The 23,438-nt window shown below is 52.2% G+C and carries 19 protein-coding genes; 18 read left to right on the forward strand and 1 reads right to left on the reverse strand.

Features of this window, described 5'->3' with window-relative positions:
• The first annotated feature begins 164 nt into the window (after positions 1-164).
• The 18 genes from HMPREF9473_RS06665 to HMPREF9473_RS06750 all read left to right on the forward strand — a co-directional run bounded on the left by HMPREF9473_RS06665 (position 165) and on the right by HMPREF9473_RS06750 (position 22,933).
• Positions 165-1,034, forward strand: coding sequence for a methionyl aminopeptidase (locus HMPREF9473_RS06665; protein WP_006779309.1), 870 nt, complete (start codon positions 165-167; stop codon positions 1,032-1,034).
• 337 nt (positions 1,035-1,371) lie between these two features.
• Positions 1,372-1,965 carry a DUF3793 family protein gene (locus tag HMPREF9473_RS06670; RefSeq protein WP_006779310.1) on the forward strand — a complete coding sequence of 198 codons (594 nt, stop codon included), beginning with the start codon at positions 1,372-1,374 and terminating at the stop codon, positions 1,963-1,965.
• Between the two features lie 84 nt (positions 1,966-2,049).
• Positions 2,050-3,126 (forward strand): metal ABC transporter substrate-binding protein, encoded by a 1,077-nt coding sequence (locus tag HMPREF9473_RS06675; protein WP_006779311.1) that lies wholly within the window; start codon positions 2,050-2,052, stop codon positions 3,124-3,126.
• A complete protein-coding gene (locus HMPREF9473_RS06680) occupies positions 3,123-3,830 on the forward strand; it encodes a metal ABC transporter ATP-binding protein (protein WP_006779312.1) in 708 nt (235 codons plus the stop codon). Before HMPREF9473_RS06675 ends, HMPREF9473_RS06680 begins: the two co-directional genes overlap by 4 nt.
• A complete protein-coding gene (locus HMPREF9473_RS06685) occupies positions 3,830-4,660 on the forward strand; it encodes a metal ABC transporter permease (protein WP_006779313.1) in 831 nt (276 codons plus the stop codon). Before HMPREF9473_RS06680 ends, HMPREF9473_RS06685 begins: the two co-directional genes overlap by 1 nt.
• 8 nt (positions 4,661-4,668) lie before the next feature.
• Positions 4,669-6,033: a TrkH family potassium uptake protein gene (locus HMPREF9473_RS06690; protein ID WP_006779314.1), complete on the forward strand. Its 1,365-nt coding sequence runs from the start codon at positions 4,669-4,671 to the stop codon at positions 6,031-6,033.
• A 15-nt stretch (positions 6,034-6,048) separates the two neighbouring features.
• On the forward strand, positions 6,049-6,702 hold the full coding sequence (locus HMPREF9473_RS06695; RefSeq protein ID WP_006779315.1) for a potassium channel family protein: 654 nt from the start codon (positions 6,049-6,051) through the stop codon (positions 6,700-6,702).
• Between the two features lie 114 nt (positions 6,703-6,816).
• Entirely contained in the window at positions 6,817-7,764 is a 948-nt protein-coding gene (locus HMPREF9473_RS06700) for a LysR family transcriptional regulator (protein WP_242830785.1), read from the forward strand.
• Between the two features lie 177 nt (positions 7,765-7,941).
• Positions 7,942-8,832: a tyrosine-type recombinase/integrase gene (locus HMPREF9473_RS06705; RefSeq protein ID WP_006779317.1), complete on the forward strand. Its 891-nt coding sequence runs from the start codon at positions 7,942-7,944 to the stop codon at positions 8,830-8,832.
• A 450-nt stretch (positions 8,833-9,282) separates the two neighbouring features.
• Complete coding sequence (gene lepB, locus HMPREF9473_RS06710; protein ID WP_006779318.1) at positions 9,283-10,065, forward strand: signal peptidase I; 783 nt, start codon at positions 9,283-9,285, stop codon at positions 10,063-10,065.
• Positions 10,066-10,086: 21 nt separating this feature from the next.
• Positions 10,087-17,568, forward strand: coding sequence for a hypothetical protein (locus tag HMPREF9473_RS06715; RefSeq protein ID WP_006779319.1), 7,482 nt, complete (start codon positions 10,087-10,089; stop codon positions 17,566-17,568).
• 21 nt (positions 17,569-17,589) lie between these two features.
• On the forward strand, positions 17,590-18,219 hold the full coding sequence (locus HMPREF9473_RS06720; protein ID WP_006779320.1) for a hypothetical protein: 630 nt from the start codon (positions 17,590-17,592) through the stop codon (positions 18,217-18,219).
• Positions 18,220-18,292: 73 nt separating this feature from the next.
• Positions 18,293-18,820 (forward strand): hypothetical protein, encoded by a 528-nt coding sequence (locus HMPREF9473_RS26030; protein ID WP_006779321.1) that lies wholly within the window; start codon positions 18,293-18,295, stop codon positions 18,818-18,820.
• A 12-nt stretch (positions 18,821-18,832) separates the two neighbouring features.
• Complete coding sequence (locus HMPREF9473_RS26035) at positions 18,833-19,459, forward strand: hypothetical protein (RefSeq protein ID WP_006779322.1); 627 nt, start codon at positions 18,833-18,835, stop codon at positions 19,457-19,459.
• Between the two features lie 16 nt (positions 19,460-19,475).
• Complete coding sequence (locus tag HMPREF9473_RS06735) at positions 19,476-20,138, forward strand: hypothetical protein (protein ID WP_006779323.1); 663 nt, start codon at positions 19,476-19,478, stop codon at positions 20,136-20,138.
• 66 nt (positions 20,139-20,204) lie between these two features.
• On the forward strand, positions 20,205-20,861 hold the full coding sequence (locus tag HMPREF9473_RS06740; RefSeq protein WP_006779324.1) for a hypothetical protein: 657 nt from the start codon (positions 20,205-20,207) through the stop codon (positions 20,859-20,861).
• Positions 20,862-20,898: 37 nt separating this feature from the next.
• Entirely contained in the window at positions 20,899-21,093 is a 195-nt protein-coding gene (locus HMPREF9473_RS06745; RefSeq protein WP_006779325.1) for a helix-turn-helix domain-containing protein, read from the forward strand.
• A 181-nt stretch (positions 21,094-21,274) separates the two neighbouring features.
• The gene (locus tag HMPREF9473_RS06750) at positions 21,275-22,933 is read left to right on the forward strand and encodes a cation:proton antiporter (RefSeq protein WP_006779326.1); all 1,659 of its coding nucleotides are present in this window, start codon (positions 21,275-21,277) and stop codon (positions 22,931-22,933) included.
• Between the two features lie 62 nt (positions 22,934-22,995).
• Here the strand turns inward: HMPREF9473_RS06750 and HMPREF9473_RS06755 are convergent, their stop codons facing one another.
• A complete protein-coding gene (locus HMPREF9473_RS06755) occupies positions 22,996-23,262 on the reverse strand; it encodes a helix-turn-helix domain-containing protein (protein WP_006779327.1) in 267 nt (88 codons plus the stop codon).
• Positions 23,263-23,438: the final 176 nt, after the last annotated feature.

A 23,438-nucleotide genomic window follows, 5' to 3' on the forward strand; every position in this document is an offset into this window, starting at 1 on the left:
AAAATGGTGTGGCGCCAGTAGATTCAGGAAGCAGTAACCGGAGATACGAAAAACCGGGAGCAATAAGCGGTTGACAATTGCCCCGGAATGATGCAAAATGGCAGTATTCGTTTGAAATACATAGGATTAAAAATAGAGAGCAGATAGAAAGAAGATTATGAGACATGAAATTAGGCAGAAATGATGCGTGTTGGTGTGGCAGTGGTGTGAAGTACAAGAACTGTCATATGGCATTTGACCAGAAGATTATGAGGTACAGGATGGCGGGACATATGGTTCCGGACCGCGAGATGATTAAGACGCCCGCCCAGATAGCGGGAATCAGAAAGGCCGGGGCGGTGAATACGGAGATTTTGAACCGGGTGGATTCCATCATCAAGGCAGGTATCAGCACGGAGGAAATCAACGAGTTTGTGCATCGGAACACCCTGGAGCTGGGAGGAATTCCGGCGCCCCTGAATTATGACGGTTTTCCAAAGAGCGTGTGCACCTCGGTCAACGACGTGGTCTGCCACGGCATTCCGTCGGCGGAGTGCATTTTGAAGGACGGGGACATTATCAATGTGGATGTGACCACCATCGTGGACGGCTATTACGGCGACGCGTCCCGGATGTACTGTATTGGAAATGTGTCCGACGAGGCCAGGAAACTGGTGGAGGTGACGAAAAAATGTACGGATTTGGGACTGCAGGAGGTAAAACCCTGGGGACATCTGGGCGATATCGGCGCGGTGATCTCGGAGTGCGCCTATCAAAATGGATTTACGGTGGTCCGGGAGATTGGCGGCCACGGCGTGGGCGTTCAGTTCCACGAGGAGCCGTGGGTCAGCCATATCGGGACGAGAGGAACGGATATGCTGCTGGTGCCTGGCATGATTTTCACCATTGAGCCGATGATAAATGCAGGCGGCGAGGAGGTGTTCCAGGACGAGGAAGACGGCTGGACCATCTACACGGAGGATGGAAGTCTGACGGCCCAGTGGGAATACACGGTGCTTGTGACGGAGGATGGAGCGGAAGTGCTGTCGAGATAAGATGTGGACCCGGAGAACATGGCTTATTGAGAAAAAAGAGTCATGTTCTTCTCTTGCATTTTCGGTTAGCATATGCTAACATATATAGCAGTTAGCAAACACTAACTACATGTGAATATTCTATACAGACCAAACCGAAAGGTTTATCTCCATCTGACCCATGGAGACGATGACTCCTTGTTAAACCGCTCTTATCATCGCAGGATAAGGGCGGTTTTTCACTGTCCCCAAAGGAGACGGGGACGGGCAGAATGTTCGACATATTATTTAAGATAGTGGGAATTCTAAAAGCAGAGGAAACATCGCAAAAGCAAACAGCAAAAGGAGAGTGCCAAACGTGTCAATTGAGGTAATGTTAGCATTTTTATCAACCTGCAGTCTGGAAGAAAAGCTGGGATTCAAGGTGGTGGCCCAGTGCGCGCCGGTGCTGAAAGGCGTCAAGGTATCCAATCTTATCACGGTGAAACCGGGAACCTGCGGACTGATAAAACAGTATCTTGGCGGCAGCCAGGTCATCTGTACTCCCCTGTATTCTGGCCGGGGCCGGGAAATTTTATTCTTATACCGGTATGACGCGCTGGAGGAATATTTAAAACGGCCGGAGGTGAGACGGTTTCTGGCAGGATACGGCTATCTGGACAGAAGCGTGTCGGGAGTTCTGATAAGACTTCGAAAACGGTATGCGGATTATGTGGAGAAACGCTGGGCATTTCCCCATGAGCTTGGTGTGATTCTGGAGTATCCGGTGGAAGATGTGGAAGGTTTTATCAGAAACGGTGGAAAAAACTGTCTGACGGAGCGCTACTGGAAGGTGTATCACAACCGGGAGCGGGCCGAGGAGATATTCCGGCAGTACGATATGGTGAAGGAGACGGCCATGAGGGAGATTGTCTCCGGCCGCAGCTTAAGCCAGGTGGTGGTGAGTGAATAAAATGACGGAAACTGAACTTCTGCGCCCCTTGTTTTTTGGGGGGCAAGTGTGATATACTGATATGCATTGATAGACGGAGGTACTATGAAAAGACCGGTACACAAATGGATATTGGGAGCCGTGGCTGCGGCTCTTTTGCTTGGCGGCTGCGGGCGCCAGCCCGGTGCGGAGGGGATGAAACCCCAGGAGGATTCCGGAAAACTGAATGTGGTGACCACATTATTTCCCTACTATGATTTTGTCAGACAGATAGCCGGGGACGACGTGGAGCTTACCATGGTGATTCCGGCGGGGATGGACAGCCATTCCTTTGAGCCGACTCCGGCGGATATGCTGACCATCCAGAACGCGGATGTGCTGATATCCAACGGCGGCGAGATGGAGCAGTGGCTGGCCCAGGTGCTGGACGCGGTTGACACCTCCCACATGACGGTGGTATCCCTGATGGATTACGTGGATGTGCTGGAAGAGGAGCATGTGGAGGGAATGGAGGACGCTTCCCACGAGGGACACGACCACGTGACAGCCAGCGACCATGAGGCGGAGGAAGCCCATGACCACGAGGCGGAGGAAGCCCACGACCATGTGATAGACAGCTTTACCGATGACGACGGCCATCAGGTGGAGATCGAGTACGACGAACACATCTGGACCTCCCCGGTCAACGCCATGAAGCTGGTGGAAATTATTGCCGATACGCTGATGGAGGCGGATGAAGCCCACCGTGAAGTTTATCAGGCGAACCGGGATGCCTATCTGCAGCAGCTTTCCACGCTTCACGGGCAGTTCCTGGATGTGGTAAAACATGAAAAGAGAAATATGATTATCGTAGGCGATAAATTCCCCTTCCGGTATCTGGCCGACGAGTACGGCCTTCGCTACCGGGCGGCATTTTCCGGGTGCAGTGCGGACACGGAGCCGAGCGCGAAGACCATCGCCTACCTGATAGATAAAGTAAAAGAAGAGCAGATTCCTGCGGTTTACTACCTGGAGCTGTCAAGCCACCGGGTCTCGGAAATCATCAGTGAGGAGACGGGGGCCGAACCGCTGCTGCTTCACTCCTGCCACAATGTGACCCGTGCCCAGTTTGACAGCGGCGTCACCTATCTGGAGCTGATGGAGAGCAATGTAGAGAATCTGAGAAAAGGATTAGATGAATGAGTCCATTAATCGTATGCAGTCATGTGGATTTTGGTTATGAGAACCATGACGCGGTCATTGACGTGACCATGGAGTTAAATCCCGGTGACTATCTGTGTGTCGTTGGGGAAAATGGCTCCGGCAAGAGTACGCTGATAAAGGGCCTGCTTGGCCTTCTAAAGCCAACCGGCGGAACGTTGACGGTTGCCGACGAGCTGAAACGCACCGGCATCGGCTATCTGCCGCAGCAGACGGCGGCCCAGAAGGATTTTCCGGCCACGGTAGGCGAGGTGGTGATATCCGGGTGCCTGAGCCGGAGAGGAAACCGCCCCTTTTATTCAAAGGCGGAGAAGGATTTAGCTGTCTCCAATATGGAGAAGCTGGGGATTCTGGATTTGAAAAAGCACTGTTACCGGGAACTGTCCGGCGGGCAGCAGCAGAGGGCGTTGATTGCGAGAGCCCTCTGTGCTACGGATAAAATGTTGATTCTGGATGAGCCAATCACGGGCCTGGACCCGTCGGCCAGCCAGGATTTCTATCATTTGATCAAGCGGTTAAACCGGGAGGAGAAGGTGACGATTCTCATGGTTTCCCATGATATCAAAAATATAGTGGGGCAGGCCAACAAAATCCTGCATTTACAGCAGAATGTCCTGTTTTACGGCAGTGCCGAGGAGTACCAAAAGAGCAGTACCGGACAGAAATTTCTGGGAGGTGACGGGTGATGGAGCTGGTGAGAGAGATGTTGTCCTACCCGTTTCTGGTGCGCGCGCTGGTGGGCGGGATTCTGGTGTCCCTGTGCGCGTCCTTGCTGGGAGTCAGCCTGGTGCTGAAGCGGTATTCCATGATTGGGGACGGACTGTCCCATGTGTCCTTCGGGGCGCTGTCGGTGGCCCTGGCTATCGGCTGGTCGCCGTTAAAGCTGTCGATTCCGGTGGTGGTGCTGGCGGCATTTTTCCTCCTTCGGATTACGGAGAACGGGAAAATGAAAAGCGACGCGGCCATCGCCATGATATCGGCGTCGGCCCTGGCGGTTGGTATCGTGGTGACGTCCATGACAACGGGGATGACCACGGATGTGAGCAGCTACATGTTTGGCAGTATTCTGGCCATGAGCCCTTCGGATGTGCGGCTTTCGGTGGCGCTTTCGGTGATTGTGCTGGGACTGTTTTTGTTTTGCTATAACAAGATTTTTGCAGTGACATTTGACGAGAGCTTCGCCAAGGCGACGGGAGTGCGGGTGTCCTGGTATAATATTCTGATTGCGGTGCTGACGGCGGTGACCATCGTGCTGGGCATGCGGATGATGGGGGCGATGCTGATTTCCAGCCTGATTATCTTTCCGGCCCTGACATCCATGCGGGTGTTTAAAAGTTTCCGGGGCGTGGTGCTGTCGGCAGGCGTGGTGTCCGTGGTCTGCTTTGGCATCGGCATGGTGATGTCTTACCGGTTCTCCACCCCTGCGGGGGCCAGCGTGGTGCTGGTGAATCTGGCGGCATTTATACTGTTTGCACTGGCGCAGATCGTCATACGGAAATTGATACGGAAAGGTTAAAAGGGGATATGGAAGAGGATGGAATACGCCGGCTTTTAAAACACAGAAAGCCGATGTCCCAGACGCAGTTTATTGCATTTGGATTCTTTGTGTTGATTTTGTCGGGGGCGTTATTGCTTACGCTGCCCTTTGCCAGCAGGGACGGGGAGAGTGTGGGATTCTTAAACGCGCTGTTCACGGCCACCAGCGCCTCCTGTGTGACGGGACTTGTGGTGGTGGATACCTGGAGCCAGTGGACGCTGTTTGGGCAGCTGGTGATTCTGGTGATGATTCAGATAGGCGGGCTGGGATTTATCACGGTGGGAATCTTTGTGTCGATTATATTGAGGCGAAGAATCGGCCTAAAGCAGCGCGGGCTGATGCAGGAGAGCATGTCGGCCCTGAAAATCGGCGGGATTGTGAAGCTGGCGAAGAAGATTATTCTGGGGACCTTTATTCTGGAGGTGACCGGGGCCGTGCTTCTGGCCTTCCGGTTTGTGCCGCAGTACGGTCCGCTGAAGGGGATTTTTTACGGAATCTTTCACTCCATATCCGCCTTCTGTAACGCGGGATTTGACTTGATGGGCAACCAGGAGCCGTACAGCTCCTTTGTGGCCTACTACGATGACTGGCTGGTGAATCTGGTGATTATGACGCTGATTATCGTCGGCGGTATCGGATTTATCGTGTGGGACGATGTCAGCACCCACAAATGGAAGGTGAAGAAATACCTGCTCCAGACCAAGGTGGTGCTGCTGGCCACGGCGGTGCTGGTGTTTGGAGGCGCCTTCTTATTCTACTTATTTGAGAAGGACAATCTGCTGGCGGGAATGTCTGTCAGCGGGAAAATCCTGTCCTCTCTGTTTGGCTCGGTGACGGCCAGGACGGCCGGGTTTAATACCACGGATGTGGCGGCCATGAGCGACGGCGGAAAGCTGTTAACCATGATTCTCATGTTTATCGGCGGAAGCCCTGGCTCCACGGCAGGCGGTGTGAAGACGACGACCATCGTGGTGCTGCTGCTCTATGTGGTGTCCAACATTAAACGGACTTATGGGGTAAATGTGTTTGGCAGAAGGCTGGAGGATGACGCCATCAAGCGGGCCAGTACCATATTTACCATCAACCTGTTTTTGGCGCTGAGCGCTTCCCTGGTGATTATGGGAGTGCAGGCCATGCCCATGGCGGATGTGATGTTTGAGACATTTTCGGCTATCGGCACCGTGGGAATGACCACGGGGATTACCAGAGATTTGATACCGCTTTCCAGGGTGATTATCATTATCCTGATGTACTGCGGCAGGATTGGTAGTTTGTCCTTCGCGCTGGCATTTACCCAGCAGAAGAAGATTGCCCATGTTCAGCAGCCGGTGGAGAGAATTACGGTTGGATAGAGAGGAGAAGTTAATATGAAATCAATTTTGATTATTGGAATGGGGCGGTTTGGGCGCCATCTGTGCATGAATCTGTCGGAGCTTGGCAATGAGATTATGATTGTGGATGCCAAGGAGGAGACACTGGAGGAGCTGCTTCCCTACGTGGTCAGCGCCAAGATTGGCGACTGTACCAACGAGGCGGTGCTTCGAAGTCTGGGAATCGCCAATTTTGATTTGATTTTTGTCTGCATTGGCACCAACTTCCAGAGCAGTCTGGAGATTACCAGTCTGGTGAAGGAACTGGGCGGACGCCATGTCATCAGTAAGGCCAACCGTGATATTCACGCCAAATTCCTGCTGCGAAACGGGGCGGACGAGGTCATTTACCCGGACAGGGATATCGCGGAGAAGCTGGCGGTGCGTTACAGCGCCAACCATGTGTTTGATTATATTGAGCTGACGGATGAATTCTCCATCTATGAGATACCGCCGCTGCCGGAGTGGGTGGGGAAGAATCTGGTGGAGGCCAATATCCGCCACAAGTACCATATCAGCGTGCTGGCAACGAAGAAAGAGGGCAAAGCCAAGCTGATGCCGCCGGCCACCTATGTGATTCAGGAGGACGAGCACCTGATGGTGATTGGAAAGAAGACGGATATCGACAGCATTTTAAAGAAGCTGCCCTGATAAATAGGGGCGGCTTTCGCTGGTTACGATTGGTTACTGCGCACTGGGGCTGGGAAGTGAGCAGTAACTTTGATTGACACTGCCGGAGAAAAGAAGTATAATTTTACTATATGTATGAATTTGGCAGGAAAGGAATGGAAGTCCGCTTTGAATACTGAATATTTGCGTTATGCACTGGAAGTTGAGAAGACCGGTTCCTTTACGGAGGCGGCAGTCAACCTTTATGTGGAGCAGGCGAGCTTAAACCAGGCGGTCAAGTCGCTGGAAGTGACTTCAGGAGCGCCCATCTTTAAACGGACACCCAAAGGCGTAGTTCCTACCCAGCAGGGCAGGGTCTTCTTAAAGTATGCTCAAAACATTATATCGCAGATTGATGAGATGGAAGCCCTGTGCAGACCTAAGGACCGGCAGAAGATTGAATTCAGCCTTTCGATTCCGAGAGCCACATACATCAGTGAAGCATTTTCCTGGTTTGTCAGAGGTTTAGACCGCTCAAAAGGCGTAGAACTATGGGTCAGGGAGACCAGCGCCATGGAGACCATCGAGGATGTGTCGGAGGGACGGTGCAAGCTGGGGATTATCCGCTATCCGCTGGAGTTTGAGAAGTATTATTCCCAGGTGCTCAAGGAGAATGGCCTGGAGGACAAGCTGATCTGGAAGTACGAGCCGCTGGTGCTGATGTCGGAGAATCATCCACTCGCCATCAGGGAGGAGGTTTTGTACGAGGATTTGACGGAATATACGGAGATTCTTCACGGGGATATCAATCTTTCTACGGCGTTTTCGGATTTTAACGGCTATACTGGGACCCAAAATCGAATTTATGTGTTCGAGAGGGCCAGCCAGATAAGCCTTTTACAGACCAATATGGATACATATATGTGGGTATCGCCCATGCCGGAGCGGATTCTGGATCAGAATGGGCTGATTATGAAGCGGTGCACGGATATGAAGAGGCGGTACCGGGATGTGCTTATCTGCCAGAAAGCGTATGAGATGACGGCTTATGATAATGCGTTTTTTAATGAGGTGTGCTCGCTGCGGGACGAGATGTTGATGTAGAGAGGTATGAGCAGAGCCAGGGGGATGGGGATTATCTTAGAAAAATTGTGACAGGCATGTGCCAGAAGATACTGGGGCGTGCCTTTTTTATGTAATTGCAAATTTCCTTGCAATTTTTTCCATTTGCATTTAAAGTAGGTGGTATCATACAATCTCATAAAGGAGGATTTTTTTATCATGGAAGTACGCAAAAATATGAACATGATGGGTGAAATGCGGAAGATAACAGATGAAATGCTGAAGGGGTACCGGGAGTATTTATGGGGGGAGGAGAGAAGCCAGGCCACGGTAGAGAAATATCTGCGGGATGTGAAGGGATTCAGGAACTATTTGTCAGAAGGTGTGGGGGAAGACCGGACCGTAAACCGGGAGAAGGTACGGGAATATAAACAGTTCCTACGTGAACGTTATAAAGTTTCCAGTGCGAACTCCATGCTGGCAGCGCTGAACAGCTTTTTTGTATTTGCAGGATGGGAAGAGCTGAAGGTGAAACTGTTTAAGATACAGCGGGCGCTGTACAGCCGGCCGGAGACGGAGATGACGGAAAAGGATTACGGGAAACTGATACGGGCGGCACAAAAAAATGGGGATGACAAGATGAGTATGCTGATCCAGACGATTGGAAGTACCGGGATTCGAATCAGTGAGTTGAAATTTATCACAGTGGAATCGTTGGAGACTGGGAGAGCCGAGATCTATAATAAGGGGAAGTCGCGGGTGGTTTTACTGCCGGTGGAACTGACCAGGCTGTTGAAAAAGTATTGCAGGAAAAGTGGAATTGGAACTGGCAGTATTTTTGTTACAAAACACGGGAACCCCATGGACCGGAGTAATGTGAGTAAGAGAATGAAACAGCTGGGGAGAGAGGCGGGAGTGGATACGGCAAAAATATTCCCTCATAATCTGCGGCATTTATTTGCAAGAATCTTTTACAGTATAGAAAAGGATGTGGTTCGCCTGATGGATTTATTGGGACATTCGAATATTAACACGACACGGATTTATACAATGACCACGGAAGAACAGCCCAGACGGCAGATGTCGCGGATGAAGCTGGTGCTTGGTTAGCCGAAAAAAATACCCCATAATATGCATTATGCGGTATCAAATATCAATTCTGAAAGAAATTTCCTTTACATTATAGTCTATTATACCCACTTTCGTAAAAATTGCAAGGTTTGGAATAGAAAAAATTGCAAAATACGATAAAAAGTTCGCAGAAATGTGGGGCCATGGGCTAGAAATCCGGTGATGGCGCTTATTCAGGCAAAATCGCCTTTTTGGCGTGCCTAAATTGGTAAGAGCCGTTTTTTATTATCTGGAAAATCAGATCTAATCATCAAAAAAATCATGTGGAACAGTCAAATAACGGACTCCGATATTCAAAAATCCCGGAAATTATGAAAATAACCGCTTCGCCAGACCGGTGGACGGCTGCAAAACGCTCCGCTCATGATGACCATAAAACAATCCGCCACCCGGTAATGCATATTACAGAGTAAAGGAAGGTGCCGGTCCGTGGAGACGGTCGAAAAAAAGGGGCAGTCCCGCAGACAGAAGCGGAAAAGCCGAGGGATAAAAGGAAAAAAGAGTTCCCATTTTCGCACAGTCCGCGTCGGAGGCTTTGAGGAAGGGCAGGTGCTGTGTTATCTCTGGGATATTGTGAAGGTCTTAGAGATGGGATGGGGAGAGGCAGGGCTGGAATCTGGGGAAAAAACAGGAGCAGAAGCCGTACAGAGGCTGGAAAAGCAGCTGCGCCGGCGTGTCCGTGTGGAGATAAGGCGCTATTTTACGAGGCATAAACGCAGGAATATGAGACTGTTGGCAGGTATCCTTTGTGCCGTTTTATGTGTCGTCTGGCTGTTTGGGTATCAGATTGGAGTCGACCGGGTATCTGGGAATTCCATGTATCCCTATCTCAATGACGGGGACTGGATTGTGTACAGCCGGAGAGGCCGGGGAATCCGCCGGGACGATGTGATCGTGTTTGAGAAAAACGGGGAAATCATGGTGAAGCGGGTGGCGGGACTGCCTGGAGACCGTGTGGAGATGAACCGGACAGGAAGCCGTGTGGTGCTCAATGGAGTGGAAGAACGGGAAGAATATGTTACCCTGACAAAACCGGGGGATGAGAAAGATAGAGAACCGCTTGGGGCGCCGCAGACGGTCATGAATGGGCAGTACCTGGTGCTGGGAGATAACCGTGCAGAATCCGTGGACAGCCGCGACAGCAACGTGGGAACCGTGCCGTCAGAGGACGTGCTGGGGAAGGTTGTGTGGATTGCCAGGAAAGGAAGATAAAAGATTGGGGGAGTACAACGCATGAGCCATTTTATATTACATAAGAAACTGAAGGGAAAAAAGCTGTCCTGCCTGCTGGCTGGAATTGGCTGTGTGCTGGTGGCGGCGGTTGTCTGCTATGTGGCGAACAGCATGGGTACGGTCCGTGCCAAGAGCCGTGAGACAGTACTGATCTATACGGAAGAGGAACTGGAGCAGTATTTACTGGATCAGGAGAATGAAGAATATAACTTAAATGGAAGATACCGGCTTGAGGAGGATTTGGAACTGGACTGGCTGTATCAGTCCATTGGGAACAATATAGAACCGTTTACGGGAGCATTTGACGGGAATGGACATGTGATAAGCGGGCTGGGCAGACCGTTATTTGGCGTGGTGGAGGGAGCAGAGATTGAAAATCTGTTCCTGAGCGAAGCGCTCATTGAGCATCCGTTTACCTATTACGATGGGGAAGGCTATGTGGATGGATACGGTGTGCTGGCGGCCCTGGCAGTGGATTCGTCCATCAAAAACTGCGGAATAAGCGGGGAAATTTATACGGCCAGCCCATCGGAAGCAGAGTATCAGCTGGCCAAGGGCAGTCTTTCTGATACGGATGAACAGAAAAAAGGGCCGGGAATGGAGGAAGAAATAGAGGCTGAAGGGAGCCTGGAGGATATTGAGACCGGTGGCGCAGGGGGAGGGCCGGGGACCGGTATGGATACTGGAATCGGTGACACTTCAAGGGAAGAGGAGGAGAACGGACCGGATTCCACAGAGCCGGATTCCACAGAGCCGGATTCGACAGTGCCAGATTCGACAGTACCAGAATCCACAGTATCGGATTCCACAGTGCCAGATTCCACAGTGCCAGAAAGCAGCCATGCTGGAGAGTTGGAAACTGAAACATCCGGCAGCATTTCCCCGGAGGAAACAGGAAGTCTGCCACAGGATTCAAATCCCAGTGAACCGTCAGAAAATCAGGAGGCAGCGGACACTGCACCGGAAACCAGCCAGGAGACAAAAGCCCCTTCGGGTGAAGACATAACCGGAAATGCGGAAAGCACAGTGGCAGGGAACAATCCTGCGGCCGGGAGTGCAAAAGAACAGCGTAGTGAATCTGAAACCATCGGTTACAGACCTATGGACCGGCAAAAGCTGATGATGAAGACAGCGGATGTGGTGGATTCGAATATGGAAGCCTTCCTTACCGCCAGTCCTTCCGATGCGACTCCCTCCGATGCGGAGGAGACACCGGGCAGTCCGGACGGAACAAAACCGGAAGAAGTGCCGGAGGAGGAACTGGAATATATTGGGAATCCAAACGGTGATCTCTATATCCTGGTCACAGCAGAACGGGTGGCCGTGGGCGGCCTTGTGGCTCAGACGGCGGGAACGTCACTGCTGGCTGACAGCTTTGCGCTTGTGACCATAGGTTCCAGTCTTGGAGAAATCCCCACTTATGCAGGTGGATTCACAGGTATCATCGGACAGGAGACTGTGGCAGAGAACAGCTACGCAGCCGGTCTCGTAGAGAATGACGGTGTGTCAGGCGGATTTACCGCTGTCAATGACGGAACCGTTCAAAACAGTTACAGTACTGTGACAATCGGAAACTTCGGAACAGTGCGGGGAGCATTTACCGCGGCAGGAACAGGTAACCTGTCCGGGTGTGTATATGACAGGCAGATGGCCTGTGTGGAGGCGGAGGAATGGGAGGCAGAGGAACAGGAGACAGAGGAATGGGAGGCAGCCAGTCCGTCTGACGCCGGCCCATCCCAGGATGGTCAGGACGAAGAACTGCCGTCCGGGTTTGAACTGATGGGGCTGGACACGATCCGTATGACAGGGGCTGACGCCCAGATACCGGGAACCTGGTACCGGACGGAACATGCTTATCCACAGACGGTATATTTTTCAGAAATTGAAAATGAAACCGCACGGTCTTATTCCAGGGCCTCGGTGATTGCGCTGGTCCTGCCGGAGGGGAACACTCTGGCACAGTGGATAAACAGCGGTAATATTGTACTTCCGCCGGAGATTGACGGGGAAGCAATCCAGTGGGATACGGAAGGAAATGCAGAGATTGATGACTTAAACCAGGTCGTGATTGGGCCGGGCGCCACGGTCTCCATGTATGACGTTCCTCAGGTGCAAGCTAATCTCCAGTCTGGGGAGGTCGGTTTTGACAGCGGGGAAGCATCCGAAAGCACAGAGACGAAAGCCTTTATCCCCCAGGAAGAACCGCTGCCTGGGAACCAGGAAAATAATGGCTCCGGGACAACGGAAAACAGTGAAGTCAAATTGAAGGCAACCATAGGTGGAATATCCAGGAACTACGCCATCACTGCCCGGACAGAGGCTGTGGCGACATTAAGCACCTATTCAAGCTGGGCTGTGGTTGGAGAGGAGTTAAGTCAAAATGGGACCACGCTAAGCGGAGGAGGGACAACAGCCGATCCCTACCAGATTGGAAGCGCCCCGGAACTGGCCCTGTTTGCCTATCTGGTAAACCAGGGAAACAAAGAAATATGCGCCATGGTAACCGACAATTTAGATATGTTCGGAGGAATTTATAACACAAATACCACTGTGTCACCGGGAAATGCCCTGCAATGGATTCCTATGGCAGATTATCAGGGGACCTTTGACGGAGGCGGCCATTCGCTGACGAATTTGAAACTGGAGAGCGCCGGGGAAGTGGGGCTGATCGGCAGCCTGGGAAATCAGGGTATTGTCAAAAATATTGGAGTGGATACTGCAAGCATTTCGGCAACCGCCAACAATGCAGGTGCTATCGTGGGACATGTGACCGGCGCCAATTGTCAGATTATTGGCTGCTGGAACCGGGCCGATATAAGAGGGAGGGGGAATCTCGGCGGAGTTGTAGGTGGATGTGAGGGCGGCGGTCTGCTGCTGGAAGGCTGTTTCAATACCGGACGAATTGACAGCACTGGAAAAGCCGAAGTGGGAGGCGTCTGTGGAGGTTTCAGAACGGAAGGCAACAATATTGTTCGCAATTGTTATAACCGTGGAGCGATAGTAGGGGGAGAATATACCGGCGGTGTCCTGGCCAGCTGCTATGCAGGTGTCATAGTTCAGAACTGTTTTAATGCTTCCACTGTGAGAGGCAATTTTGGTACCGGCGGAGTTGGTGCGAAGTATGGAACGTACAGTAATTGCTATTATGACAAACAGCTGTTTACTGGCGCTGGAATTGGGTACAGCGGATCAGGCAGTGTATTGGGTATGACAACGGCACAGTCCAAAAGCTGGTATCTGGCATATAAACTGAACGAAGAAACCTTGGATGGCGGATGGAAGTATAATCCAGGAGATTATCCGTCATTTGGTGTACTTGAGCCGTGTGACTGGGAGAAAGCGGGAGAGGCGCTGGAGGTAGGACTGCTCCCAACCGATAAGACAAAACCAACGGTCGGCGATGGTGCTGTGGCAACCCCTTATGAAATTGAAAATGCAGAACAGCTGGCCTGGTTTATGTACCAGGTGAATAAAGGCAGTCCGGCGCTCTGCGCAAAACTGATGAATGACATCGATTTAAGAGGAAGTGCCTATGATGGAATCGTCGGAGCGCCGTTTCGCTGGATTCCTATGGGGACAAGCACGTCTCCTTATACCGGCACCTTTGATGGCAATGGCAGGTTGATCAGCTACATGAAGGTCGAGCAGGAAGGCTCCGCAGGGCTGTTTGGATATATGGGAGGCGGGGCTGTGATAAAGAAGGCCGGTTTAGCGCCTACCAGCAGTGTGAAAAACACGTCAGCGGATGATACCGTCGAGAAGGGAACCGCCGGATTTGCGGGTGCGGTTGTCAGTGTCGGTGGAAATGCCGGCATTACCATACAAAACTGTTATAACCGCGCGAAGGTGGAAGGCAGAACCGGAAGCAGAACCGGTGCATTTGTCGGTGCCTGCGAGGCGGATGCCGTCAATGTGCAGCTGATTTCCAACAGTTATACAACCGGTCTGATTACAGGAATAAGCGGTTCCCCGGGAGCCATTGCAGGGAATTTTGCGGCTTACAATGCGGGCACAGGAGCCGGCATTTCGCATTGCTTTTGGGATAGTGAGACCAGTGTGGCTTCCGGAACCCTGGAGGTGGTTTCCGGTGGGGGAGCCGGGAGCAGCGATACCGGTCCACTCACCAGCGCGGCCATGAATACGGCCGTGGCCGAAACTTCGGGTGGGCTTTTGGAACGGCTGAATGCCGGCATGTCAAATCTCTGGCAGCGTAGGGATTCGGCAGACGGAGAACTTATGAATGACGGATATCCTATTATCGGGAGCGGTTATGACAGCTGGGCAGATATTGGATGTCTTGACAGTTTCAAACCGTCGTTGAAAACACCGTCCAATACGGCAACTGCCGGCCAGCAGGCGAATCCCTACCAGATCAAAACGGCGGCGGAACTGGCCTGGTTTGCCTATCAGGTGAATAACGTAGCCGGCCAGTCCGGCATCTGCGGGGAACTGAAAGCAGACATCAGCCTGTTTGGAGAGCAGTATACCGGTTCCACCTATGTGCCGGGAGATACCGCCGGCTTATCCAGGGCATTGAACTGGATACCCATTGGCTATTCGATGGGAACGACGCCCTATACAGGAATCTTTCAGGGAAATGGGCATACGGTTTCTGATATGAGAGCCCAGGGGCTTCCAGACATGGTAAGTGTCGGTCTGTTTGGAAGTATCGGCACCGGAGCGGGAATCTACGATCTGGCTCTGTCCAACGCCCAGCTTCTTGTAACAGGAAGCAGTGGCGGCGCGGCGGGAGGAATCACCGGAATGATAGAGGGGAACGGGGCGGTGATTAAGAACTGCCGGAATACGGGAAGCCTTACTTTTGCCAGAACAAACGGTGGTACGGTGCTGGTGGGAGGCGGAGGAATCACGGGGGGAATTGATGCCAGTGCAGCTGGTGTAGTAATTAAGTCATGCTGGAATGCCGGAAATATTAGGAATGAAAATACCCGGTATTCAGGAGGGATTGTGGGACTGTGCAGTACAGGTGGACTGCAGCTGGAGGGCTGTTATACCACAGCCGGAAGCCGTGTAGGAGACCAGGCGGATGTGAACGGCCAGTATGCCGGAGGAATCATAGGCGGGTTTGCAACAACTGCATCCGGGTCAGAATTAAAAGTTAAAAACTGTTATAACTGGGGAACCGTGGATGGCAGGAACACAGCAGGCGGAATTATAGGAAATGTAGGAAGCAGCCTGAATGGCCAGACGATAATGAATTGTTACAATACGGGAACCGTGACGGTACCTGGTGGAGACAATAAAGGGGCAATCATAGGAAGCGGGACGAATGCAGATGCAGCAAGCAACTGCTACTATGATAAAACCCTGTGGGACAGCAGTGGAGGAGGCGGAGGAGCCGGAATCCATGGAATTGGACTGGGCACGGAGGTGATGAAGTCCTGGGCGGCGGCATATGCGCTGAACGGGCAGAGCCGGAGCCAGGGAACGGGAGCGGATGATATCTCCTGGACCTATGACCCGGTGGGAACCAGTTATCCAACACTGGCGGCAGAGGGCCTGCCACCGGCAGAAAGCTGGGACCAGATTGGAATGGGGCTGGAAAACGGCCTGATCACCCATGATTCCACCGGCTTCGTCTGGACAAAGCCTGGAGGCACGGCCGGAACCGGGGATGGAAGCGAAGGAAACCCTTACCTGCTGGCAAGTGCGGAGGATCTTGCCTGGTTTGCCTATATGGTGAACCATGATTATGCGGGATACAGCGGGAAATGTATCAGACTGGAAACGGACATAAATCTGTTTGGCAAACCATACACCGGTTACACAGGAAGCACAGACTTAGCCAATATCACCAGCGCCTTGCAGTGGAAGCCAATCGGAGGAAACGGGAAGCCTTATAAGGGGACTTTTGACGGCGGAAGACATGAGATTGACGGCATGTACATCAGGGGAGACGCTTATCTGGGTCTGTTTGGAGCCATTCAGTATCCGGCAAAAATCCGGCAGCTAGGGATTGGAGCCAGCAGCAAAACCATATCAACTGGGAATAACAGCGCTCTGTTGGCGGGATGCATCATTACGGTAAGCGGAGGTGGGTGTGAGATTACTGACTGTTATAACTTAGGAACCTTGCAGACTGGTGGATGGTATGTGGGAGCTTTTGTGGGGGATGATGTGGGGAGTAATTTTTCCGGAACGATATCAAACTGCTATAATGCGGGGGCCACAGCCAGATTTGCCAGGATTGATTACGGGAAGATCGAGAACTGCTATGCGGATACGGAGAAAAACAGTAGTAACGCAGCTCACGATAAGGCTTCCGGAAACGGCGTAACTAGTATGACCACGGCACAGATGAAGACCAACGAACCAGTCACCGGGCTGAACACCCTAGGTAGCGGAGGAACCTTAAGAACTGGGACAGACCGGGTGTGGTACACCAGTCTGGACTCAGAGACAACGAAAGGGTATCCAACCTTAAAGGCACCGACGGTGATGACTGTGGAATTTGCCCAGGATACCCCGGTAGATGGAAGCAGCGTAACGTTAAAAGACAGCGGGGGAAATCCCGTGACCATCACAGGCATGAAGCTCCGGTCCTTTGGCTTGGTGGACGATACATTTACTCCTGGAAGCACAGCGGCCGCAGGCGCGGAATTTACCATGGTGCCATATGCAGGAACCGCTGGTGCCACAGGAGTCGATGCGGGTGTGACTGGGGCAGACAGCAATTATCATAAATACGGCTATACCAATGCAAACCAGAACTTAGGCTTTCTTGCAGGAACCGTGGACTTGAATGGTAAGACAGAGTCCTTAAATGCCACATCACTGAGTGTCCCGGTGGATGTGGGCCTGGGGAACGTCAGCAGTGTGAGCCTTGGCCGGGCGGCCGCTTATACGAAACCGGAGGACCGTTATGTCCTGCTGGAAGCGGCGGGAGGACCGTCGGGAACCAGCCGCTATGAGATTCAGATGACAGTCAAGGGGGCCATAGGAAAGACCTTGAGTGTGACGCTGCCAATCAAAGTAACCATGGCTAATCTAACGCCGGACGGGACAGACCATACGGTCAGCGGCGGAACTGCTGATTACAGTTTGGATTTAAAAATTACGAATCACAATGCCTGTCCCATTGACGGGAAGATACTTGGAGCCGAAATCAATGAGACTGCGGGATATGCCAAACTGCAGCCGGTGTTGCCAAGTTACACGCTGTCTCATACGGGGAATTTGACGGATGCGGGAGGAGGCGTGAGAGTGGGGCTTGCCGATGTGGGAGGAGCGTCCCCGGCGGTAATCGGAGCCGTGAAGTATTATGACAAGGATGCGGCGCCGGGAACGGCATGGATGAAGTACCGGTTAAAGCACGGAGGATATCTGCCCTACCGCTATGTGATGGAATACAGCGGCCTGCATTTTGGCCCGGAGACGCAGTTTGGATATAAGATCAGCTATTGGTTTGGGGTATCAGCAGATGACTATGACAGTACGGCAAATGCCGTAGTGACGTCATAGCGCGGCGGACGGGGAAAGAAGATGGAAAAGAGCAGGAAGAAGCATGGAGCCTGGAAAGGCAGGGAAGAGCCAAAGCAGCAGGAACCGGTGCAGCAGGAACACCGCCAGAAAGGAAGAAACCGAAGAGAGAGGAAAAGCCGAAGAAAGAGGAGTAACCAGGTTCTGGCTGCGTCAGTCATAGCAGCGGCAGTCCTTTTAGGAATGGCGGCCTGGATATCGGCCTACGGTTTCCCAGCCCCAATCCAGGCCCAGATTGACATCCAGCCGGATGCAGACGCCAAAAGCGGAACCCTGTATGCCGGAGAGCGGCATGCGGTTGACATCGGTGATTTCTGGATGATAGTCAACCAGCTGCCCACCGTGGAGGAAGGAAACCGGGAATGCAGAATCGAATACGAGAACCCGGCGGAAAACCATTACAGCGCCAGAATCAGCCTGTATTTGAAAGAAGACGGGAAACTTCTGGGCAATACAAAACGGGTGGACCCTGGAAATTACGTGGAGACGATCCGGCTGAAACAAGAGCTAAAGCCGGGAGAATACCCGGTGACAGTGAGAGTGGAGCTGTTTGAAGAGAAAACACCGGTATCCGAACTGTCCTTGGAGATTACGCTGCGGGTGGTCAGTCAAAACCAGTCAGCCATGAAATGAGCAATGACCGGGTCACTGGTGTACCGGTCAAACGGACAGGCTCTACAATGACATAAGAGAGAGGAAAGACAGAATGAAAGCAAGAAGAAACCGTACCAGTCTGGTGGTAATACTTCTGTCCATCATCTTCTGCGCAGCAGTGCTGGCGGGAGCAGGATACGCTGTTCATACCTATACGAAACAGGAGCCGGAGACCGCCGTGAGTCTCATCCCGGACGGAAATGTAAAGATGGGTACGCTAAGCAATCCGGAGGGACGTCAGAGGGAACTGGACGCCATGGTGGAAGAAGGAATGCTGGCATTTTCCGTGAATGCGACGCCCTTCATGGCAAACGGAACAGGAAAAGCCAACTTATACATTGAGAACCCGCCGGCGAACCGGAACCGTTTCACCGTGATGATTACGCGGGATGATACGGGAGAGGAGATCTACCGTTCAGGGTATTTGGATCCGGAACAGTACATAGATGAGGCAGCCCTGGATGTGAAGCTGTCAAAGGGAGAGTATGCGTGTACCGTAAACTTTGACGCGTACCGTATCGAAGATAACACTTATATCGGAAGGGCCGCGGCGCAGATCGTGCTGTATGTGCTGGAGTAGGAGGCAGGTGAGATGGAAAGGGAGACAAGAGAGAAATATACCGGTCCGGAAGAAACGGGCCGGTCCCCCAGTGGATTTGCCCCCAGTGAACCGGCCGGCAGAAGAAAGAAACCGCCCCGGAAGAAATGGCAGTACGCAGCCGGGCTTCTGGCCCTTGGCATCTTCTGCATGGCAGGGGCAGCGGGCGGGGTATACCTAAGCCGGGCGAAGGGGCCGGAGAAACCGGAGGGCCTGGCCTACGAGGCCAATATCGTGATGGGCGACATCCCGGGAAAGACAAAAGAAGAGAGACAGCGGGAACTGGACTCCATGGTTGAGGAAGGAATGATCGCCATGTCCATTAACGCAACCCCGTCAGGGAAGGCCGCCGGAGCCAGCCGGGGGATCAACTGGCTAATTGAAAACCCGTCAAACCAGGGAAAACTGATCCGTGTAGAGGTGACTCTGGATGAGACGGGGGAGAAGATTTATGAGACAGGGGCGATTCCTCCGGGAAGCTATGTGGCAGAAGCCCCTCCGGATGTGAAGCTGGAGGCCGGCGTTTACGAGTGCACTGCCATGTTCTATGCCTATCGGGAAGAAACCGAGGAGTACATCGGCCAGGCGGCGGCAAAACTGAAGCTGACACTGCTGGAATGAGAGGAGGGAGGAGTCATTGAGAAAAAGAAAAGCCCTGATGATGGCAGGGCTGGCGGCCCTGCTGCTGGTCAAAAGCCATGCAGAACCGGCGTATGCAGCGGGGGCGGCAGAGACCAGCCAGGCGGAGTTCCGGGCGGAAGATTTGTCAACTGATGTGCCATCCGAATTAAAAGGCACCATCAAGGTGGAACTGATATCCGTGGAACTGCCGGTGGGAGGATTGGAGTTTGAAATAGACCCGTCTCTGCCCTTCAGTCCGGGAAGCCCGGGAGAGCAGATTAAAAGTCCGTCGATCCAGATATCCAACCATTCTGTGGTGCCAGTCCAGCTGGAGATCGCCCAGGTGCCGGAGGTGAAGGAGGAGGACGTGGTATATACGCCAAAGTTTGGAGGAGGCCCGGAGCAGAAGTTCCGCCTTCTGGGGAAAGTATCGGAGGTACAGGCCCCCGGCGCGGCCATTTTAGTGCTTGGGACGGAGGGGCAGACGTACCGGAATGAGGCAGATTTCGAGCAGTATGCCATCTTGCCGGGAAGAGAGAACATCCCGGTCACCAGGGTGGAGGCCTGGGGAAGCCGGAAGCTGAAGCTGTACGGAAAGGTGAACCCAGACTTTTACGGAGCCTTCCAGTTCACGGTAACCCCTACATTAAAGATCAGTACAGTCCATGTGGCTGAATGATAGAAGAGAAGCAGATACCAAAAGGAAATCAAGAGAAACCCAAAAGGAAACGAGGAGGAAGAGAAGATGAATAAGAGGTTGAAAAAGGTAACAGCATTGGCTATGGCAGCAGGAATGGCAGTAACCGGGAATTCCGCTGCCTATGCGGCGGCCCCGGCAGCCGGAGCCACGGTGGAAGAAACAGTAACGGTAAATGCCAGCACCGGCTCCAATGCGCCGTCGGAGTTGACCGGATATATTGCAATATCCAATATTAATGTGGTCGTGCCAGTCAAGGCCGGTTTTGACATTGACCCGAACACCGCGACAAATTTGACGACGGGGCATGGAAGAATACAGAACCAGGCGAGCAATTACACGATAACAAACAATTCCCAGTTAAAGGTAAAGGTAAAAATCAGCAGTGTGGCTTCCACAGTGGTTACCTTGACCCAAACGGAGAACGAGGCCCTGAACAACTCTAAGAATCTAATGCTTTCCGTGAGAAAGAAAGGCGCTGCAGCCCCTGCAGTTGCGACATCGGGAGACTGGCTGTTACAAAGCGACATCAGCAACTATAAACTGGACGGCACATCAAGCGAGTGCATCCTGGAGCCAACTGGGGCAGCAGGAGGTGCTGACAAACTTGATATGGAACTGTTTGGAATCACAGGAGCAGGCTGGACCGGAAGCGGAGCGACATTTACGGTAACCCCAACCTTTACCATCAGCCTGGCCAATTAAGGCAGGATACAAGAACGAGAGAAAAGGAGAAAACCATATGGCAACCAGAATCCCATGCACCCCCTTTGGCAAGAAAATGAAGATCGCCATGGTCGAGCAGGATATCCCCCAGCAGGAACTGGCGAGACGGTTAGGCCTTGCCAATTCCACCGTCAGTGATATCATTTACGGCCGGAACCAATGCGAGAAAACAAAGAAACGAATCGCCCAAATCCTTGGAATTAATGGGTAATAAAAAAATAATAATCAAGGGCATATGCCGGGAAAACGGGGTATGCCTTTTTTGATGCCTGAAAATGGGGGTGAACCTGCCTGATTTTGTCTAAAATTGCCTTGTACATGCATTTTATCATTGATTTTTTGTGCAATTGAGACTATGATAGTAAAATCAGAAAATGAAGGAGATGGTATGTATGCAGGAGTTTTTAGCAGGGTTGAGTCAGGAGACGGAGGTTCTGCTGGTTCTTTCCATCATTCTCTTTGCAGGATTTGTGATGACAAGGCTGACGAACACGTTGAATCTGCCGAAGGTGAGCGGGTATATTCTGGCGGGGATTTTGATAGGGCCTTATGGGCTGAATCTGATTCCCATGAAGATTATCAACTCCATGGGGTTTGTCAGCGACTTGGCTCTGGCATTTATCGCATTCGGGGTGGGGAAATTTTTTAAGCGGGATGTGATGAAGAAGACCGGGGGAAAGATTATCACGATTACCGTCTTTGAGGCGTTGACGGCGGGAGTGCTGGTGACGTTGTTTATGCGGCTGGTATTTCATATGGACTGGGATTTCGCGCTGATACTGGGAGCAATCGCCACGGCCACGGCGCCGGCCAGCACCATGATGACCATCAACCAATACAAGGCGAAGGGGGAATTTGTCAACACGCTGTTACAGATTGTGGCCCTGGACGATGTGGTGTGTCTGCTGGCATTCAGTATTGTGGCGGCGGTGGCAAGCGGCCACGCGGCGGGGAGTCTGGCGATTTCGGATGTGGTGATGCCCATCGTGTTTAATCTGCTGGCGCTGCTTTTGGGATTTTTCTGTGGGTATTTTTTGAGCAGGCTGCTGATACCCACCAGAAGTAAGGATAACCGGCTGATACTGGCGATTGCCATGCTGCTGGGAATATCCGGGATATGTGCGGCAGTCAACATATCGCCCTTGCTATCCTGCATGGTGTTTGGGGCGTCCTATATCAATCTGACCAGCGATAAGAAGCTGTACCGGCAGATTAATAACTTCAGTCCGCCGGTGATGTCGGTGTTCTTTATTGTGTCGGGGATGAACCTGGATGTGCGGGCGCTGGCGACAGTAGGCGTTGTGGGGGTCAGCTATTTTATCGTCCGGATTGTGGGAAAGTATCTGGGGACCTATATCAGCTGCGCGCTGACGGGGACCAGCAGGGAGATACGAAACTACATGGGGCTGGCGCTGATACCGCAGGCCGGTGTGGCGATTGGTCTGGCGTTTCTGGGACAGAGATTGCTGCCGCCGGAGACAGGGAAGCTGATGCTGACCATAATACTGTCCTCGTCGGTGCTCTACGAGATGGTGGGGCCCATAAGCGCTAAGGTGGCGTTGCTGCTGTCGGGAAGCATTTCCGGGAAGGATATTCTGGATAAGATGGTGGTGACGGGGCAGGAGGAGCAGGAGGAACAGGAAGGACAGGAAGGGCAAGAGGAACAGGAGAGGAATTCCGGGCAGGATGAGGAGCAGGAGGAGATAGAGACAGAGGAGAGCGACTCTGATTCCGGTGAAGAAGAGGGTGAAAAATTAGCCTGTTGCGAAGCAGATATGGATGGGAATGTGAATGAGAAGAATTCTGTCGGGAATGAGGCTGACAATGAGGAAGATTCTGGCGGAGACGAAGCTGGAAATCAGGGAGATTCTGCTGAAGATGGGGCTGGCAGTGAGGAAGACAGCGGGCACGAGTTGACAAACTACATTCGGGAAATGTCCCAGGGAGTGGACGAACAGGATGAGTTTGATATCGAACAGGACCTATTGTCGGAGAAGCAGGAAAAATGTAAGAAGGGTGGAAAAGGGAAGAAACAGGGAAAGAAGAAATAGAGAAATTGGGAAGAAGAGGCGGTCATGGCGGCCGCCCCTTTTTCTGCTCCGGAGTCCCGGAATTACACCCTGTCCCTGGCTATGGCATCTTCGTCCGCCATGGACAAATCATCAAACAGGGAAGAATCATAGAATTCCCTGAGTGTTACGCCAAGACCGGCACAGAGCAGAGTGACAGTGCTGCTCAGGGAGTTTTTTGATTTCCCGTTTAAAATGTTTTTGAGGGTGGTTGGTGAGACCGCCGAGTCGCAGGACAGACGGTATTTGGTGATACCCTTTTCCTCTAATAATTCGGCAAGCCGCATGCGGGTCGCATCCCCTGTGGTCATTGTGTTTCCTCTCCTTTCTGTCTGGTTGATGGTTGCAAGAGGAGTATAATACAAGGTTACTGCTTCCGTTTGAAATTGGAAAAATTGACATGTATTTTCGTATTATTTGTTCGCAGATTTACTCTTGTCTGCATATGGAAGAAATTACCAGCACAATTTTATCCGAATTACTTGTA

The sequence above is a fragment of the Hungatella hathewayi WAL-18680 genome (assembly GCF_000235505.1).
In the GTDB taxonomy this organism is placed as follows: Bacteria; Bacillota; Clostridia; order Lachnospirales; family Lachnospiraceae; genus Hungatella_A; species Hungatella_A hathewayi_A.

Excerpts from the sequence above, each read along its gene's own strand:
- HMPREF9473_RS06665 (WP_006779309.1), top strand. The coding sequence starts at position 165 with ATGAAATTAGGCAGAAATGATGCGTGTTGGTGTGGCAGTGGTGTGAAG.
- HMPREF9473_RS06675 (WP_006779311.1), top strand. The coding sequence starts at position 2,050 with ATGAAAAGACCGGTACACAAATGGATATTGGGAGCCGTGGCTGCGGCT.
- HMPREF9473_RS06680 (WP_006779312.1), top strand. The coding sequence starts at position 3,123 with ATGAGTCCATTAATCGTATGCAGTCATGTGGATTTTGGTTATGAGAAC.
- HMPREF9473_RS06685 (WP_006779313.1), top strand. The coding sequence starts at position 3,830 with ATGGAGCTGGTGAGAGAGATGTTGTCCTACCCGTTTCTGGTGCGCGCG.
- HMPREF9473_RS06690 (WP_006779314.1), top strand. The coding sequence starts at position 4,669 with ATGGAAGAGGATGGAATACGCCGGCTTTTAAAACACAGAAAGCCGATG.
- HMPREF9473_RS06695 (WP_006779315.1), top strand. The coding sequence starts at position 6,049 with ATGAAATCAATTTTGATTATTGGAATGGGGCGGTTTGGGCGCCATCTG.
- HMPREF9473_RS06700 (WP_242830785.1), top strand. The coding sequence starts at position 6,817 with ATGAATTTGGCAGGAAAGGAATGGAAGTCCGCTTTGAATACTGAATAT.
- HMPREF9473_RS06705 (WP_006779317.1), top strand. The coding sequence starts at position 7,942 with ATGGAAGTACGCAAAAATATGAACATGATGGGTGAAATGCGGAAGATA.
- HMPREF9473_RS06715 (WP_006779319.1), top strand. The coding sequence starts at position 10,087 with ATGAGCCATTTTATATTACATAAGAAACTGAAGGGAAAAAAGCTGTCC.
- HMPREF9473_RS06720 (WP_006779320.1), top strand. The coding sequence starts at position 17,590 with ATGGAAAAGAGCAGGAAGAAGCATGGAGCCTGGAAAGGCAGGGAAGAG.
- HMPREF9473_RS26030 (WP_006779321.1), top strand. The coding sequence starts at position 18,293 with ATGAAAGCAAGAAGAAACCGTACCAGTCTGGTGGTAATACTTCTGTCC.
- HMPREF9473_RS26035 (WP_006779322.1), top strand. The coding sequence starts at position 18,833 with ATGGAAAGGGAGACAAGAGAGAAATATACCGGTCCGGAAGAAACGGGC.
- HMPREF9473_RS06740 (WP_006779324.1), top strand. The coding sequence starts at position 20,205 with ATGAATAAGAGGTTGAAAAAGGTAACAGCATTGGCTATGGCAGCAGGA.
- HMPREF9473_RS06745 (WP_006779325.1), top strand. The coding sequence starts at position 20,899 with ATGGCAACCAGAATCCCATGCACCCCCTTTGGCAAGAAAATGAAGATC.
- HMPREF9473_RS06750 (WP_006779326.1), top strand. The coding sequence starts at position 21,275 with ATGCAGGAGTTTTTAGCAGGGTTGAGTCAGGAGACGGAGGTTCTGCTG.
- HMPREF9473_RS06755 (WP_006779327.1), bottom strand. The coding sequence starts at position 23,262 with ATGACCACAGGGGATGCGACCCGCATGCGGCTTGCCGAATTATTAGAG.